The sequence below is a fragment of the Agromyces sp. NPDC057679 genome (genome assembly GCF_042799635.1).
GTDB lineage: Bacteria > Actinomycetota > Actinomycetes > Actinomycetales > Microbacteriaceae > Agromyces.
The window spans coordinates 442,389-459,262 of the sequence record NZ_JBHVIK010000001.1 but is presented as its reverse complement, the minus strand read 5'-3'; the positions used below and the strand labels follow the sequence as shown (position 1 = coordinate 459,262).

Sequence of the window (16,874 nt, the reverse complement as noted above, 5' to 3'; positions counted from 1 at the left end):
ATCCCTGATCAATACTGATTTGAGAGCGGAGCATGCCCCCCGTTTTGGTGTCACCGCCCCCCTGTTTGTCCCCCGAATCCTCTGGTTGACTCGGCGCAATTGCGCGATCTGTGCCACCGTGCGCATCACCCGATCACGAAGGTTCGACAACCATGGACAGCTTGTTCGACCCGTTCCGCTCCGACCGCAAGCCTGAGGGACGTCGCGCTCGACGCCGCCGCCAGGAGCGACGAAGCCGATCGCTCCGCGCGACCATCGCCGCGATCACCGCCGGCGCGATGCTCGCGATCGGGCTGCCCACGATGGCCTTCGCCGCAGGCGAGGCGTCGGACGGGACGACGCCCGAGTCGGCGCAGGTCGCGAGCGAGTCGGTCGAACCCGGGACGGGGGAGAGCGCGGCACCGAGCGAGGAGCCTGCGGCGGAGGAGCCGCCGGCGGAGGAGCCGCCGGCGGAGGAGCCGCCGGCGGAGGAACCGCCCGCAGAGGAGCCGCCGGCCGAGGCGCCGCCCGCCGAGCGGGCGCCCGCCGAGCCGGCGCCGGCTCCCGAGGCCACTGAACAGCTCGTCGCGCCGATGGCGGTCTTCCCGGCCGACACAGCGGACTGTACGTCGAACTGCGGCAGCCTCACCATCACCAACGTCGTCTCCGGCGGACCGGCGACGGCGAGCCAGTGGACGCTGCACGCCGTCCGCTCGAGCAACAGCGACAACTACAACTTCACCTCCGGGCAGACCCGGCCGGTGCCGCGCAACAACACCTACACGCTGTTCGCCGACAACGGGCCGGCGAACTACACGACGACGTTCGAGTGCACCACGGGCGGTCCGGGCGGCGGCGACCCCACTTGGAATCAGGCAGCCCGAACGGTCACCTTCCCCGACAGCAACAACAAGACCGCGAACTGCACCTTCACCCAGACCTACACGGGTCCCGCGACCATCAACGTCCAGGTCGGCGGGGCACGTACCGGCATCTCGAGCGTCGGCGGTCTCGGCGGAGTGACCCTGCAGCTCTACACCGACAATGCCGGCAGCTTCGGCTCCATCATCAACCAGCCGTGGGCGACCTGCACGTCGACCGCCGCCGGCGTCTGCAGCTTCGTCGTGCCGAACGCCAACAACTCCAACTTCTGGGTCGCGCAGGCGACTCCCGGCGTCCCGGCCGGCTGGTTCTCGAACGACACGCTCGCGACCGGCACCTCGCCCACCTCCGCGGACTACCGATTCCGCATCGCCGACGTCGACGCCGGCGAGACCCTCAGCTCGCTGAGCGACTTCATGATCGCCACGGGCAACACCGCGAACAACGCCTCCGGCGGCATCTGGCAGAACTCGCTCGCGAATCCGACCAGGGCCCAGCAGTGCGGCGTGCGAATCGCGCTCGTCATCGACCTCTCCGGCTCCGTGGAACCCAACTTCGACGACCTGAAGGACGCCGCCAAGGGCTTCGTCACCGCACTGCAGGGCACGCCGTCGCAGGTCGGCATCTTCACCTTCAACAACGTCGCGCCCGCGAGCGTCGGCGGCAACCTGGGCATCACGCCGGTCTCGACGGTCGGCGGTGCGAACACGGTGCGCAACCACATCGACAGCTTCGGCACCCCCAGCGGGGCGACGAACTGGGACCGCGGCATCTACCAGGTCGCGACGAGCGGCACGCAGTACGACATCGCACTCGTGCTCACCGACGGCAACCCCACGGTCTACGCGAACAACGAGGGCCCGGGCAACCGCACTCGATTCCGCGAGGTCGAGAACGGCGTCTTCTCGGCCAATGCCGTGAAAGCGCTCGGCACCCGTGTCATCGCCTTCGGCGTCGGCAGCGGCGTCGGGGGCTCGCCCGACAACCTCGTGGCCATTTCCGGCAGCCAGCTGAACTCCGACTACTTCCAGTCCGCGAGCTACGACCAGGCCGGGACGATCCTGCGCAACCTCGCGCTCGGTGCCTGCCAGGGATCGGTCTCGGTCGTGAAGCAGGTCGTGTCGAACACGAGCACGGGCGAGCAGAAGACGGGCCAGACTCCGGCGGGCGGCTGGACCTTCACCGCGGAGCCCACGACCGGCGGCATCACTCCCGCATCGCAGTCGGGCGTGACGGCGGCCGGCACCGGCGCCGTGAACCTCCCGCTCACCTTCGCGGGCGGCACCACCTCGGGCACCGTCAAGGTCACCGAGGATCCGCAGGGCCACAGCATCGTCACGACGAGCGGCAAGAACGCCGTCTGCACCGACGTCGCGACAGGTAACGCGATCACGGTGACGAACGAGACGAACGGCTTCTCGATCCCGGTCAGCTCCACGCAGGCCGTCACCTGTACGGTCTGGAACCGGCCACCGCTGCCGCAGTCGACCTACAGCGTCAACAAGGTCTGGGTCGTGAACGGCGTGACCTACCAGAACGGCCAGCAGCCGATCGGCCTGACGGCGCAGCTCACCGTCGGCGGCGCGAACGCGCCGTGGGTGACGCCGCAGGGCCCGGTCCCGGCCAACACCGTCGTGTCGCTGAACGAGACGACGAGCGTCGGCTCGCGTGACCTCTGCCGCATCACCGACAGCAAGGTGACGCTCGCGAACGGCAGCGCACCGGCCAACGGGGCCTTGCCGTACAGTGCCACGCTGCAACCGGGTGACAACACGTACACGATCACCAACACCGTCGCCTGCGACTCCCAGCTCACGCTGAAGAAGACCGTCTCGAACGGTCCCGTCGCACCGGGCGAGTGGAATCTCGACGCAGTGGCTCCCGGCGGGGCGCTCGCCGGACCGAACGGCGCCACCGGCACCCCGAACGCGACGGCACTCGTGACCCCGAACGTCACCTACCCGCTCGTGGAGACGGGTGACCCGCGATACGTACAGACCCTCGGCCTGAATGCCGTTCCGGTGCCGCCCGCCACGGGCAGCTGGGACTGCGTGCAGGTGAACGCGGGCGGCACGGTCGTCCCCGGCTTCGCCGACGGCCTCAACGGCGGCGTCACGGTGCCGCTGGGCTTCCGGGTCCAGTGCACCGCGGTCAACCAGACCGCGTCGCTCACGCTCATCAAGAACGTCGACAACGACCTCGGCATCGATGCCGAACCGAGCGACTGGACGCTCACCGCGACGCCGAACGCGCCCGCGATCCCGGGTCTCGACGCCCAGGACGCGACCACGGGCGAGACCGTGTACGTCCGCCCCGGCAAGGCGTACACGGTGTCGGAGAGCGGCGGGCCCGACGGCTGGACCCAGACGAGCGTCATGTGCCGCACGTCGCCGAACGGCCAGTTCGTCGAGACCGACCAGATCACGCTGCCCGCGCTCGGGCAGGGCACCTGCGTCATCTCCAACGACCCGATCGCCCCGACGCTCGAGCTCACGAAGGTCGTGACCGGCGACGTCGCCGCCGCGAACGAGTGGACGCTGAGCGCGAGCCGCACCGACGACGACCAGGTCGTCGCGAGCGGTGACGGCACCACGGGAGTCGTGACCGTTCCGGCAGGCGTCGCCTTCGAACTCTCGGAGAGCACCGATCTGCCGAATGCCGACCAATTCGCCCCCGGCGCGTGGCTCTGCTCGCTGAACGGCGGCCCGGAGGTGCCCGGCCCGAACGTGGCCGCGCTCGGCGCCGGCGACGCGGTCGAGTGCACGGTCACCAACACGCTCAAGCCGTTCACCCCGTCGATCTCGAAGACGGCGGCCGTGCCGACGCCCAACGCGGACGGCTCGTGGACGATCGCCTACGACATCGTCGTGACGAACCCGAGCGCCTTCCAGCCGCTCGACTACATCCTCTCCGACCAGCTCGACTTCGGCTCGGAGGTGACGGTGAACAGCGCGAGCTACCAGCGCGTGCAACCGCTGCCCGCCGGTTCCGCCGAGGCCTGGACCGTCGGATTCGACGCGGTGCAGCCGTTCGATGGCGAACCGCAGCTCGCCGCGGGGACCTCGCACACATGGCGGGTCACCGTGAACGCGACGGTCGACGCCGACGCGGACTTCACCGGATCGACCCAGGGCGCATGCGACGACCAGGAGCCCGGCACCGTCGGCTTCCTCAACACGGCGACGATGTACGTCGGACAGGTCCCCTACGAGGCATCCGACTGCGAGCTGCCCGTGAAGCCGACCATCGCCAAGCAGGGCGGCACCGCCGTCGACAACGGCGACGGAACCTGGACGCTCCCGTACACGATCACCGTGACGAACCCGTCCGCGACGACGAGCGTCGTCTACGACCTCGTCGACGAGCTCGACCTGCCGACGGGCGTCACCGCCACCGGGCCTGCGACGGTCGTCGCCCAGCCCGTGCCGACCGAGGCCTCGTGGACCGGATTCGCGCCGAACACCCTCCTCGCCGACGATGTGACCCTCGCGGGCACGGCGGGCGTCGACCAGCACGTCTACCAGGTGCAGGTCATCGTCGAGATCGGTGCCGACCAGGCCGGCTTCCGGTGTCCGAGCGACGGCGGACTCAACAACGTCGCGACGGTCGAGTCGGGCAACCAGTCCGACGACGCCACCGGCTGCGTCACGGTCGACCCGCCGGTCATCGTGCACGACAAGACGGTCGTGCCCGGCTCGGTGAGCCAGGGCGTCGACGGACTCTGGACGATCCAGTACCGCATCGACGTCGACAACACCGGCGCCGTCGGCGGTACCTACTCGCTCGAGGACGAGCTGCACTTCGGTGCCGGCGTCGACCTCTCGGGTGCGAGCTACACGGTCACCCGTGACGGGTCGCCGGCCGCGGCCGGCTGGGCCGGCGCCGGAGCACTCGTCGCCGACGCCTACCTCGCGGGCGGGGCATCCGACGTCTGGATCATCACCGTCTCGGGCATCGCGCTCGACGGACCGACCCTGACGCCCGCGCAGACCGCGTGCCCGCAGGACGACAGCGACGGTGCGTTCAACAACGCCGCCGTGCTCACGGTCGGCGGGAACCCCGAGACGGACACGGCGTGCGACAGCCCCAGCGCCCCCAAGGTGCTGAAGAGCGGCGCGACCGCACTGCAGCAGCTCGACGCGACCTGGGACGTCAGCTACCTGCTGACGGTCTCGAACACCGCGCCGGGCGCGAAGGCGGGCTACTACTCGCTCGACGACGTTCCGGGCTTCCCGGCGTCGGTGACGTTGAACTCGTACACCGTCGAGGAGGTCTCGCCGGTGGCGGGTCCGATCACGACCGACGCGTCGCCGGTTCCGGCGACCATCCCGGTCGTGGCCGATGAGCCGATCGCGGCCGGAGCGGTGCACGTCTACCGCATCACCCTCAACGCGACCGTTCCCTCGGGCCTGCCCGAGAACGAGCGGCTCTGCGTCGACGGGCAGTCGGGCGCCGGCTTCTTCAACGAGGTCGAGCTCACGAGCGGCGAGATCGTCGACACCTCCGACGACTGCACCCCGGTTGAGCCGGGCGGCCGTCCCACGGTGGAGAAGTCCGACCCGACCGTCACCCAGGACGGCGAGGGCGTCTGGACCGTCGAGTACGACGTGACGGTGACCGGCAACGGCGACTACATCTCGACGTACACGCTCGAGGACACGCTGCACTTCGGCCCCTCGGTCGAGATCCTCACCGCCGAGTGGGCGGGCCAGGGCACCGACGGCGAGTGGGAGGACCCCGAGGCGAACCCCACCGAGACGATCGTCGGCACCCCCGAGGTGATCGACATCGACGAGGTGCACAGCTACACGGTCACGGTGACCGCGAAGGTCGACGAGGCGGCGTTCACCGACCCGACGACGAACACCTGCGACCCGAGCGATGAGGAGCCGAACGTCGGATTCCTCAACACCGCGACGCTGACGAGCGACGGCGTGCCCCAGTCGGACGACGGCTGCGGCCTGCCCGCCGAGCCCGAGGTGACGAAGACCGCGGTCGGCACCGAGGCGGTCAAGGTGGGCGACCACTGGGAGGCCACGTACGAGATCACGGTCGAGAACCTGAGCGCGAGCCAGTCGCTCGTCTACGACCTCGCCGACACCCCCGACTTCGCCGACGGCGTCACGATCACCGATCGTGAGGTCACCAGCGCGGATGTCACGGTGAACCCCGCGTGGAACGGCGCGAGCCCGGCGACCGACGTGATCGTCGAGGACCAGGAACTCGCCGGCGGCGCGACCCACACCTTCACCGTCACGGTGTCGTTCACGGTCGACGGCGTCGACGGCTCCCCGGCGCTCCTCTGCGAGGGCGACGACGGGCAGGGACTCCTGAACGGCGCGGTCGTCACCTCCGGCGGCACGTGGACCGACGACGGCTGCCTCGACGTGCCCGTGATCGTGATCGTCGACAAGGCGTGGGTGATCGACGGCGGCGAGCCGATCGCATGGGACAGCGACGAACTGCCCGACGGCTTCACCGCACAGGGCCAGCTCGACGGCACCGACGTCGACTGGGATGCCGAGAGCGGCCCGTACTCGCTCGGCGACGAGGTCGCCGTCGGTGAGACCGACGTGGTCGTGCCCGAGGGCTGCGAGATCGTCGACGCCGTCGAGAACGGCACGGGGGACTACACGCTCGACGCCACGGTGAACAGCTATCTCGTGACCAACGAGGTCGACTGCGTGCAGACGGTCAACCTCGAGAAGATCGTGACGAATGCGCACGGCGGCGACGCCGTGGCATCCGACTGGACCGTGTCGGCGAGCACGCCCGAGGACGGCTTCGGGGGACCGGGCACCGCCTCGGGACCCGTCGACCTCGAGGTCGGGTACACGCTCAACGAGGTGTCGGTGATCTGGGAGGACGGCGTCGAGTACGAGGTCCTCGCGACCTGGAGCTGCACCTCGGAGCAGGGTGAGGACGCGTTCACGCTCACCGCCGCCGACGGCGCGACGAGCGCGACGCTGACGGTCCACGAGCTCGGCGCCACCGTCGACTGCGAGATCGAGAACACCGACCTCGCGCCGACGCTGACGCTCGTGAAGGACGTCGCCCCCGATTCGGTCGAGGCGGACTTCCCGCCGACGCTGTGGACGGTCTCGGCGACCGAAGAGGGTGAAGCGGCCGTCATCACCGGCGACGGCACCGCGACCGGCGCGGTCGAGTCGAACGTCGACTACGTGCTCACCGAGCTCGCGAGCGACTTCGAGGGCGCCGACGAGTTCGAGGCCGGCACGTGGAGCTGCGACGTGCCGGGTGTGCTCACCGGCGACACGGCGAACCTCTCACCGGGCGACGACGTGACGTGCACCATCGTCAACACGGCGAAGCCCGCGAGCTACCTGCTCGACAAGGAGGTCACCGGGGTCGTGCAGGAGGACGACGGCACCTGGACGATCGACTACACCGTGACGGTGACGAACGAGAGCGTCGTCTCGCCCGTCACCTACGACCTGGTCGACTCGCTCGCCGACTTCGGCGAGGGCATCGAGATCGACGAGGCCTCGTGGACCGGCCCCGACGGTTCGGGCGACGTCTGGGAGGACCCGGCGACCCAGCCGGTCGAGGAACTCGCGAACGACGTCGTCCTGACGGCCGCCGTCGGCACCCACGAGTACCTCGTGACGGTGCACGCCACCGTCACCGGTGACGCGGTCTGGGACGAGGGCGAAGGCGAGGGCGACGGCTCGACGAACTGCGTGCCCGGTGAGCAGGGCGGCTTCGCGAACTCGGCGACGCTGACCGTCGCGGGGCTCCCGACCGACGACGAGGCCTGCGCCGAGCCCGGCCGCACCACCGCGGTCAAGGTCGCGCACCCCGCGACCGACCTCGGCGGCGGCGACTACGAGATCGTCTACGAGATCACCGTCGACACGGTCGGCGACCACGATCTCGTCTACGACCTCAGCGACACGCTCGCCTTCCCCGACGGCGTGACGATCGAATCGGCGACGGCGACGGATCCTGACGGCGGCGACGTCGCCGGCTGGAACGGCGAGGATGCCACGACGCTCGCGACGGCGCATCCGATCACCGCCGGCGACACCCACGTCTGGACGATCACCGTCCGCGCGAACGCCGCCTCGATCGAGACGATCGACCACGCGAAGTGCGCGGCGACCGAGACCGGCGGCGGGTTCCTCAACACCGCGGAGATGGTGAACGGCACCGTCACGACCGAGCTCGAGGGATGCACCGACATCCCGATCGTCGACGTCGGCATCGTGAAGGCTGCGGTGCTTCCCGACGGCGTGGATGCGGTCGAGGCCGGCACCGACGACAACACCTTCGACTGGGTGCTGACGGTGACGAACAACGGGCCGACACCGGTCGACGGCGTCGTCGTCACCGACACGCTGCCCGACTCGCTCGAGTTCGACCCGGCCGACATCACGCTCGACCCGATCGGTTCGTGGACGTTCCTCCAGAACGGCAACGAGCTGACCTGGACGACCGATGCGACCTTCGGCCCCGGTCCGATCGTGGAGATCACGATCCCCGTGACGCTGAAGGACCCGGTGGTCGGACCCGAGCTGCCCGAGAACCCGTCGGAGGAGCCGCCGCTCGTCCCTGCGGAGGACATCGAGAACACGGCGTGCGTCGAGGTCTCGGAGTTCGACGTCGACCCGACGAACGACTGCGACACGGCCGAGGTGCCGACGAAGGCCATGCAGGCGAACGCCTTCGTGCAGTGCGAGAACGACGTGCCCTACCTGCACTACAACGTGCAGACGACCGGATCGGTCGCTCCTGGGCCGATCACGGTCACCTGGACCCCCGACGCCTCGGTCTACCCCGACGCGGAGCCGGTCGTGACGGAGATCCCGTGGGACGAGCGCAATGGCCGCACCCTGTGGCCGTACGGCGTCGTGAACGACGAGGGCATCTCGATCGGATGGCCCGGATGGCGCCTCATCCAGGAGGGCGACGTCGTGGGCGAGAACGGCATCGTCGACATCTGGGAGAACATGGTCAAGGACTCGAAGCTCGAGAGCTACGCGTTCGCCGACCAGGTGAACCCGATGACGATCACGTTCCAGGTCAACCCGAGCGAGTCCGTGCTCGCGGTGTATCCGCAGGCCACCCCGGCATGCGAGGTCCAGCGCGACCCGAGCGTCACGATCGAGAAGACGTCGAGCGTGACCGAGGCGAAGCCGGGAAGCTCGTTCGACTACACGCTGGCGGTCACCAACTCGGGGCTCGGCGCGGTCGAGGCTATGGAGCTCTTCGACGAGATCCCCGGCGACCTCAAGGTGAACACGATCACGACGGATCCTGCCCCCGCCTTCCCGCGCTGGGACGACTGCGAGGTCACCGGCAAGGATTCGTCGGGGTACGGCGGCACCCTGCACTGCGTGCTCAACGGCATGATCGGCGGTACCGAGCCCGATGCCCCCGATGTGGTGCTCGGCGTCACATTGAACCCCGCGTCGAAGAAGTCGAGCATCGACAACACCGGTGAGGTCTGCTGGAACGACCTGCCCGATCAGGGCGAGATCAACGGCGAACCCGGGGAAGAGATCGCCCCGCTCGCGGTAATCGATCCCGAACTGCCCATCCTCTGCGACGACTCGACCGTCACGGTCCGAGTGCCGCAGCCGCCGGTTCCTGGCATCGCCTCGACCGGCTTCGCAGGCGGGCCCCTCCTCTGGGGTGCTGCCGGGCTCCTGCTGATCGGTGCGCTGCTGGTGTCGGTGACGATCGTCCGTCGCCGCCGCCCGGGTGAACGGCACACCGCCTAGGAACCACGCGAGCGAGGGGCCGGTGCTTCGGATGCACCGGCCCCTCGTGCGTGCCGTGGTTCTCCCGCAACGCGAACGGGGCCGGTGCCGCCCGGCACCGGCCCCGTTCGGGGTTGATCTCTGCTTACGGCTTGCCGCGCATGATCGCCTGCTTGACCTCGGCGATGGCCTTCGTGACCTCGATGCCGCGGGGGCAGGCCTCGGTGCAGTTGAAGGTCGTGCGGCAGCGCCACACGCCCTCCTTGTCGTTGAGGATGTCGAGGCGGGTCTGCGCGTTGTCGTCGCGGGAGTCGAAGATGAAGCGGTGGGCGTTCACGATCGCCGCGGGGCCGAAGTACTGGCCGTCGGTCCAGAACACCGGGCACGACGAGGTGCACGCGGCGCAGAGGATGCACTTCGTGGTGTCGTCGAAGATCGCGCGGTTCGCGACCGACTGCACGCGCTCCTTGCCCGGCTCGGGCGTGGAGTTCGCCACGAGGAACGGCTGCACCTCGCGGTAGCTCGCGAAGAACGGCTCCATGTCGACGATGAGGTCCTTCTCGAGGGGCAGGCCCTTGATCGCCTCGACGTAGATCGGCTTCGAGATGTCGAGATCCTTGATCAGGGTCTTGCACGCGAGCCGGTTGCGGCCGTTGATGCGCATCGCGTCCGAGCCGCAGATGCCGTGGGCGCACGAGCGACGGAAGGTCAGCGAGCCGTCCTGCTCCCACTTGATCTTGTGCAGCGCGTCGAGCACGCGGTCGGTCGCGTACATCTCGACGTCGAAGTCCTGCCAGCGCGGCTCGGTGTCCACGTCGGGGTCGAAGCGGCGGATCAGGAAGGTGACGGTGAACGACTGGATGGGGGCCTCAGCGGCGGGCGCCTGTTCGAGCGTGGCGGTGCTCACGATCAGTACTTCCTTTCCATCGGCTGGTAGCGCGTGACGGTGACGGGCTTCCAGTCGAGCCGGATGTGGTCGGCCGCGTCGGCCGAGTGCGCGTCGCCCGACAGGTACGCCATGGTGTGCTGCATGTAGTTCTCGTCGTCGCGGTTCGGGAAGTCGTCGCGCATGTGGCCGCCGCGGCTCTCCTTGCGGTTGCGTGCGGAGAAGACGACGACCTCGGCGAGGTCGAGCAGGAACCCGAGCTCGACGGCCTCGAGCAGGTCGGTGTTGAACCGCTTGCCCTTGTCCTGGACGGCGATGTTCTTGTACCGCTCGCGGAGGCCCGCGATGACGTTCGTGACGTGGGCGAGCGACTCGTCGGTGCGGAACACCTGCGCGCCCTTGTCCATCTCGTCCTGGAGCTCCTTGCGGATGGCGGCGATGCGCTCGGTGCCGTTCGAGTCGCGCAGCTGCGCGAGCAGCTCGCGGATGCCGCGTGCCGGGTCGTCGGGCAGCGGGGTGAACTCGACGCCGGAGTTCACGTACTCGACCGCGTTGCGGCCGGCGCGCTTGCCGAAGACGTTGATGTCGAGCAGCGAGTTCGTGCCGAGGCGGTTCGAGCCGTGCACCGAGACGCACGCGCACTCGCCGGCGGCGTAGAGGCCGGGCACGACGGTGGTGTTGTCGCGCAGCACCTCGGCGGCGACGTTCGTCGGGATGCCGCCCATCGCGTAGTGCGCGGTCGGCATCACGGGCACCGGCTCGTACACCGGGTCGACGCCGAGGTAGGTGCGGGCGAACTCGGTGATGTCGGGGAGCTTGGTCTCGAGCACCTCGGCACCCAGGTGCGTGCAGTCGAGCAGCACGTAGTCCTTGTGGGGGCCGGCGCCGCGGCCCTCGGCCACCTCCTGCACCATGCAGCGCGCGACGATGTCGCGGGGCGCGAGGTCCTTGATGGTCGGGGCGTAGCGCTCCATGAAGCGTTCGCCCGAGGCGTTGCGGAGGATCGCACCCTCACCGCGGGCGCCCTCGGTGAGGAGGATGCCGAGGCCGGCGAGGCCGGTCGGGTGGAACTGGAAGAACTCCATATCCTCGAGGGGGAGGCCCTTGCGCCAGACGATGCCGACGCCGTCGCCGGTCAGCGTGTGCGCGTTCGAGGTCGTCTTGTAGATCTTGCCGAAGCCGCCGGTGGCGAAGATCACGGCCTTCGCCTGGAAGACGTGCAGCTCGCCGCTCGCGAGGTCGTACGCGACGACGCCCGAGGGCTGCTCGACGCCGTCGACCTCGGTCATCACGAGGTCGAGCACGTAGTACTCGTTGAAGAAGTTGATGCCGAGCTTGACGCAGTTCTGGAACAGCGTCTGGAGGATCATGTGACCCGTGCGGTCGGCCGCGTAGCAGGCGCGACGCACCGGCGCCTTGCCGTGGTCGCGCGTGTGCCCGCCGAAGCGCCGCTGGTCGATCTTGCCCTCGGGCGTGCGGTTGAACGGCAGGCCCATGTTCTCGAGGTCGATGACCGCGTCGATCGCCTCCTTGGCGAGGATCTCGGCCGCGTCCTGGTCGACGAGGTAGTCGCCGCCCTTGACGGTGTCGAAGGTGTGCCACTCCCACGAGTCCTCTTCGACGTTCGCGAGCGCCGCGGCCATGCCGCCCTGCGCCGCGCCCGTGTGCGAGCGGGTGGGGTAGAGCTTCGAGATCACGGCGGTCTTCGCACCGGGCCCGGCCTCGATGGCCGCGCGCATGCCGGCGCCGCCGGCGCCCACGATGACGATGTCGAACTGGTGGTAGTGGACGCCGTCGACGATCTTGGTCTCGGCGTCGGAGGTCTGGGTGTTCACGAATCTCCTATGCGGCGCAGAACGAGGGGAGCAGGTCGGCCGGGGCGCCCGCGGGGCACGGCTCGAAGGTGAAGACGACGAGGGTGCCGAGGATGATCAGCACGGCCGCGGCGGCGAACAGGGCGCCCTTGAGCAGCTTCTGCACGGTGCCGGGGTTCGTGTAGTCGTTCACGAGGGTGCGCATGCCGTTGGCGCCGTGGATGAGGGCGAGCCAGAGCATCAGGACGTCCCACCACTGCCAGAACGGGTCGGCCCACTTGCCGCCCACGAAGCCGAAGTCGATGGCCTGGATGCCGTCGCCGACCATGAGGTTCATGAAGAGGTGGCCGAAGATCAGCACGAGGAGCACGACGCCGGAGGCGCGCATGTAGATCCAGCCCCACTTCTCGAGGTTGGAGCCGCGCCGGCGGGGTTCGCCGGGGAATTCGATCGCAGTCATGTCGGAGGACCCCTAGTGGCTGAAGACGTTGATGAGGTGACGCGGGGTGAACGCGAGCATCGTGACGACCCAGAGGGCGATGACGACCCAGAAGAGCACCTTCTGGTGACGCGTGGCCCAGGCCCAGAAGTCCACGAGGATGATGCGCAGCCCGTTGAACGCGTGGAACACGATCGCACCCACGAGGGCGACCTCGCCGAGGCCCATGATCGGGGTCTGATAGGCGCCGATGACCGCGTTGTACGCCTCGGGGCTCACCCGCACGAGCGCCGTGTCGAGGATGTGCACGAGAAGGAAGAAGAAAATCGCGACACCCGTGATGCGGTGCAGCACCCATGACCACATACCCTCGTGGCCGCGATAGAGCGTGCCGCCCGGCTTCTGCTTCGCCGGCTTCTCGGGTGTGGTCAGGGTTCCTGCCGAGGTCTCTGGCATGAACAACCCTCCCTGGCTGTGTGTTTCCGGCCCGGACATGCGGGCGCACGGGCGCGACGGCCCGATCAGAGTCTAGACCCGGCCCGGTCGACGTGCAGGTGAGGTGTGCCTTATCCACTCGCCGCCGCGGCGAATACCGCCCGGGTCCGGGATGCGCCGACTATCCTGAGCGGATGACCTCCGCAGCCCTCGATGGCTTCTACAGCATCATTCCCGCCGGCGGCGTCGGTTCGCGGCTCTGGCCGCTCTCGCGCGCCGATGCGCCGAAGTTCCTGCACGACCTCACCGGCTCAGGACAGACGCTCCTCAAGGACACCTGGGACCGCCTCGCCCCGCTCTCGGGCGAACAGCGCATCATGGTGGTCACCGGGCGCGCCCACCGCGCCGCGGTCGAGGCGCAGTTGCCGCTGCTCGCCGACGAGAACATCGTGCTCGAATCCGAGCCGCGCGACTCGACGGCCGCGATCGGCCTCGCCGCGGCCATCCTCGAGCGCCGCGAACCCGGGGTGGTCATCGGCTCCTTCGCGGCCGACCACGTGATCTCCGGCGATGCGTTGTTCCGGGGCGCCGTCGCCGAGGCGGTCGCGGCCGCGCGGGCCGGGTACATCGCCACGATCGGCATCACCCCCACCGAGCCCGCCGTGGGATTCGGCTACATCGAGTGCGGCGAGCCCCTCGACGTGCCCGGCGCGAAGCACAGCGAGCTCGTCTCGAGCTTCGTCGAGAAGCCCGACCTCGCCACCGCCAAGCGGTACCTCGCCGGCGGCCGCCATCTCTGGAACGCGGGCATGTTCATCGCCCGAGCCGACCAGCTGCTCGCCGAGATCGCCCGGAACAAGCCCGAGCTGCACGCCGGGCTCCTCGAGCTCGCCGAGGCCTGGGACGACCCGTCCACCCGCGGCCCCGCGGTCGACCGCATCTGGCCGCGCCTCGAGAAGATCGCGATCGACTACTCGGTCGCCGAGCCCGCGGCGGCCGCCGGCCGGCTCGCGGTGATCCGCGGCCACTTCCAGTGGGACGACGTCGGCGACTTCGCCTCGCTCGCGAAGCTGAACACGGCGGGGCGCTCCGGCGAGCTCGCCATCCTCGGCGAGAACGCCCGCGTGCTCGCCGACGCGTCGAGCGGCATCGTGGTGAGCCGGTCGAAGCGGGTCATCAGCCTCATCGGGGTGCACGATATCGTCGTGGTCGACACGCCCGATGCGCTCCTCGTCACCACGAGCGAGCACGCGCAGCGGGTGAAAGCGGTCGTCGACGCCCTCCGGCTCGGCGGTTCGAGCGACGTGCTCTAGGCACGAGAAGGCAGGTTCAAGATGCCCAGGGCAACGCGCAGTCTCCTCGTCGCCGCGGTCGCCGCGGCATCCCTCGCGCTCGTCTCGTGCGCCTCCGCCCCCGACGCCGGCGGCACGGACGCCGCGGGGGAGGGCTGCGTGCGCATGGTCACGAACTCGGGCGGCCTCGAGGACCGCTCCTTCAACCAGTCGACCTGGGAGGGCCTGCAGCAGGCCGAGGAGGAGTACGGCATCGAGGCCCAGGCGCTCGTCTCGACCGGCGAGACCGACCTCGCCCCGAACGTGGCCCAGGCGGTCGCCTCGGGCTGCGGGCTCGTCGTGACCGTCGGCTGGGAGCTCGCGGAGTCGACGCTCGAGGAGGCCGGGGCGAATCCCGACACGGCGTTCGCGATCGTCGACGAGACCGTCGAGGCCGACAACGTGAAGCCCGTCGTGTTCGACACGGCGCAGGCCTCGTTCCTCGCGGGCTACCTGGCCGCGGGCGTGTCGAAGACCGGCGTCGTCGCGACGTTCGGCGGCGGCAACCAGCCGCCCGTCACCCTCTTCATGGACGGCTTCGTCGACGGCGTCGCGAAGTACAACGAGGTGCACGGCACGCAGGTGCGGGCGCTCGGCTGGGACAAGGCCAAGCAGGACGGCTCGTTCACCGGGGACTTCGAGGACGTCAACAAGGGCAAGGTCATGACCGAGGGTTTCATCGACCAGGGGGCCGACGTGATCCTGCCGGTCGCCGGCCAGGTCGGGGAGGGCGCCGCAGCGGCCGCCGTGGAGCGGGGCGTCTCGATCATCTGGGTCGACAGCGACGGGTACGAGACGCTCTCGGCGGAGTTCCGGCCCGTGATCCTCACGAGCGTGCTGAAGCGGACGCAGGACGCGATGGTCGACATCGTCGGCGACGTGGAGGCCGACGAGTTCACGAACGAGCCGTTCGTCGGCACGCTCGAGAACGGCGGCGTCGAGATCGCGCCGTACCACGAGCTCGAGGCCCTGGTCTCGCCCGAACTCGACGCCGAGATCGAGGGGCTGCGACAGGCGATCATCGCCGGCGACCTCGTCGTGGAGTCGCCGAGCGCGCCGTAGTCGGCCGCCACGACCCCCGAGTGCGGGGCATCCGTGCTGCTCATATGAGCAGAATGTCGCGTATTCATAACCATTGCCCGATGCGGGCCCGGCGGACGATCCCGCGCGCCGCAACATTGGGTAACGTGACTGCACGTGCCCCGCGAAGGTCGGGGTCTTGCGTCTTTTGGAGGACACAGTGAAGGTCACCACCAAGAAGGCCGCGCTCGGCGGTTTCGCGCTGCTCGGCAGTGTCGCACTGCTCGCCGGCTGCGCATCGGCGCCTGAAGAGGGCGGCGGCGACGGCGGGGGCGAAGCCCTCGACTTCATCCCCTGCATGGTCTCCGACGCGGGCGGATTCGACGACAAGTCCTTCAACCAGCTCGGCGCCCAGGGCCTCGAGGCGGCGTCCGAGGAGCTCGGCGTCGAGCCGATCATGGTCGAGTCGGCGGCTGAGACCGACTACGCCTCGAACCTCACGAGCCTCGTCGACCAGGGCTGCAACGCGATCGTCACGGTCGGCTTCCTGCTCGCCCCTGCGGCGCTCGAGTCGGCCACGGCGAACCCTGACATCGACTACATCTCGATCGACGACACGGTCGACACCGACTTCGACGGCACGACCGACGCCGACAACATCAAGCCGATCATCTTCGACACCGCCCAGGCCGCGTTCCTCGCGGGCTACCTGTCGGCCGGCATCTCGCAGACCGGCGCCGTCGGTACCTTCGGCGGCATGAACATCCCGACCGTCTCGATCTTCATGGACGGCTTCGCCCAGGGTGTCGAGTACTACAACGAGGAGAACAGCGCCGCGGTCAAGGTCATCGGCTGGGACCGCGCCGCACAGGACGGCTCGTTCACCGGTGGCTTCGAGGCCAACGACGGCGCTCGCCAGCTCGCGCAGGGCATCATCGACCAGAACGTCGACGTGCTGCTGCCGGTCGGCGGCCCGATCTACCAGTCGGCCGCGGTCGCGATCGAGGACTCGGGTCGCGAGATCGCACTGATCGGCGTCGACGCCGACGTGTACGAGACCGACCCCTCGGTCGCTCCGCTCCTGCTCACCTCGATCCGCAAGGGCATCGACGTGGGTGTCCAGGAGGCCGTGATCGAGTCGGGCAACGGCGAGTTCGACACCACGCCGTTCATCGGCACGCTCGAGAACGAGGGTGTCGGCCTCGCCGACTACCACGACTGGGCCGACAAGGTTCCGGCCGAGCTCGACGCCAAGATCCAGGAGCTGCGCGACGCGATCATCGCCGGCGACATCACGGTCGAGTCCTACCTCGCCAAGTAAGCGGGAGATCGTGCGGCGGGGAGGGCGGCTGCGGCCGGCCTCCC

The 16,874-nt window shown here is 69.3% G+C and carries 8 protein-coding genes; 4 read left to right on the top strand and 4 right to left on the bottom strand.

The window, feature by feature from the left end:
* Positions 1–152 precede the first annotated feature (152 nt).
* Positions 153–9,605 (top strand): hypothetical protein, encoded by a 9,453-nt coding sequence (locus ACFVAJ_RS02040; protein ID WP_376941130.1) that lies wholly within the window; start codon positions 153–155, stop codon positions 9,603–9,605.
* Positions 9,606–9,729: 124 nt separating this feature from the next.
* Here the strand turns inward: ACFVAJ_RS02040 and ACFVAJ_RS02035 are convergent, their stop codons facing one another.
* From ACFVAJ_RS02035 to sdhC, 4 genes are read right to left on the bottom strand one after another with little or no spacing between them, the layout of a single operon-like run.
* Entirely contained in the window at positions 9,730–10,491 is a 762-nt protein-coding gene (locus ACFVAJ_RS02035) for a succinate dehydrogenase iron-sulfur subunit (RefSeq protein ID WP_376941129.1), read from the bottom strand.
* Between the two features lie 2 nt (positions 10,492–10,493).
* Complete coding sequence (gene sdhA, locus ACFVAJ_RS02030; protein WP_376941128.1) at positions 10,494–12,305, bottom strand: succinate dehydrogenase flavoprotein subunit; 1,812 nt, start codon at positions 12,303–12,305, stop codon at positions 10,494–10,496.
* A gap of 7 nt (positions 12,306–12,312) precedes the next feature.
* Positions 12,313–12,744: a succinate dehydrogenase hydrophobic membrane anchor subunit gene (locus ACFVAJ_RS02025; RefSeq protein WP_376941127.1), complete on the bottom strand. Its 432-nt coding sequence runs from the start codon at positions 12,742–12,744 to the stop codon at positions 12,313–12,315.
* 12 nt (positions 12,745–12,756) lie between these two features.
* Positions 12,757–13,179, bottom strand: coding sequence for a succinate dehydrogenase, cytochrome b556 subunit (sdhC, locus tag ACFVAJ_RS02020; protein WP_022888266.1), 423 nt, complete (start codon positions 13,177–13,179; stop codon positions 12,757–12,759).
* A gap of 173 nt (positions 13,180–13,352) precedes the next feature.
* Here sdhC and ACFVAJ_RS02015 point away from each other — a divergent pair, with 173 nt between their 5' ends.
* The 3 genes from ACFVAJ_RS02015 to ACFVAJ_RS02005 all read left to right on the top strand — a co-directional run bounded on the left by ACFVAJ_RS02015 (position 13,353) and on the right by ACFVAJ_RS02005 (position 16,830).
* Positions 13,353–14,471 carry a mannose-1-phosphate guanylyltransferase gene (locus tag ACFVAJ_RS02015; RefSeq protein WP_376941126.1) on the top strand — a complete coding sequence of 373 codons (1,119 nt, stop codon included), beginning with the start codon at positions 13,353–13,355 and terminating at the stop codon, positions 14,469–14,471.
* 21 nt (positions 14,472–14,492) lie between these two features.
* Positions 14,493–15,551 carry a BMP family protein gene (locus tag ACFVAJ_RS02010; protein WP_376941125.1) on the top strand — a complete coding sequence of 353 codons (1,059 nt, stop codon included), beginning with the start codon at positions 14,493–14,495 and terminating at the stop codon, positions 15,549–15,551.
* A gap of 178 nt (positions 15,552–15,729) precedes the next feature.
* On the top strand, positions 15,730–16,830 hold the full coding sequence (locus tag ACFVAJ_RS02005; protein WP_376941124.1) for a BMP family protein: 1,101 nt from the start codon (positions 15,730–15,732) through the stop codon (positions 16,828–16,830).
* Positions 16,831–16,874 lie beyond the last annotated feature (44 nt).

Bases quoted from the DNA above. Each gene is read 5' to 3' on its own strand.
- ACFVAJ_RS02040 (WP_376941130.1), top strand. From the start codon at position 153: ATGGACAGCTTGTTCGACCCGTTCCGCTCCGACCGCAAGCCTGAGGGA.
- ACFVAJ_RS02025 (WP_376941127.1), bottom strand. From the start codon at position 12,744: ATGACTGCGATCGAATTCCCCGGCGAACCCCGCCGGCGCGGCTCCAAC.
- sdhC (WP_022888266.1), bottom strand. From the start codon at position 13,179: ATGCCAGAGACCTCGGCAGGAACCCTGACCACACCCGAGAAGCCGGCG.
- ACFVAJ_RS02015 (WP_376941126.1), top strand. From the start codon at position 13,353: ATGACCTCCGCAGCCCTCGATGGCTTCTACAGCATCATTCCCGCCGGC.
- ACFVAJ_RS02010 (WP_376941125.1), top strand. From the start codon at position 14,493: ATGCCCAGGGCAACGCGCAGTCTCCTCGTCGCCGCGGTCGCCGCGGCA.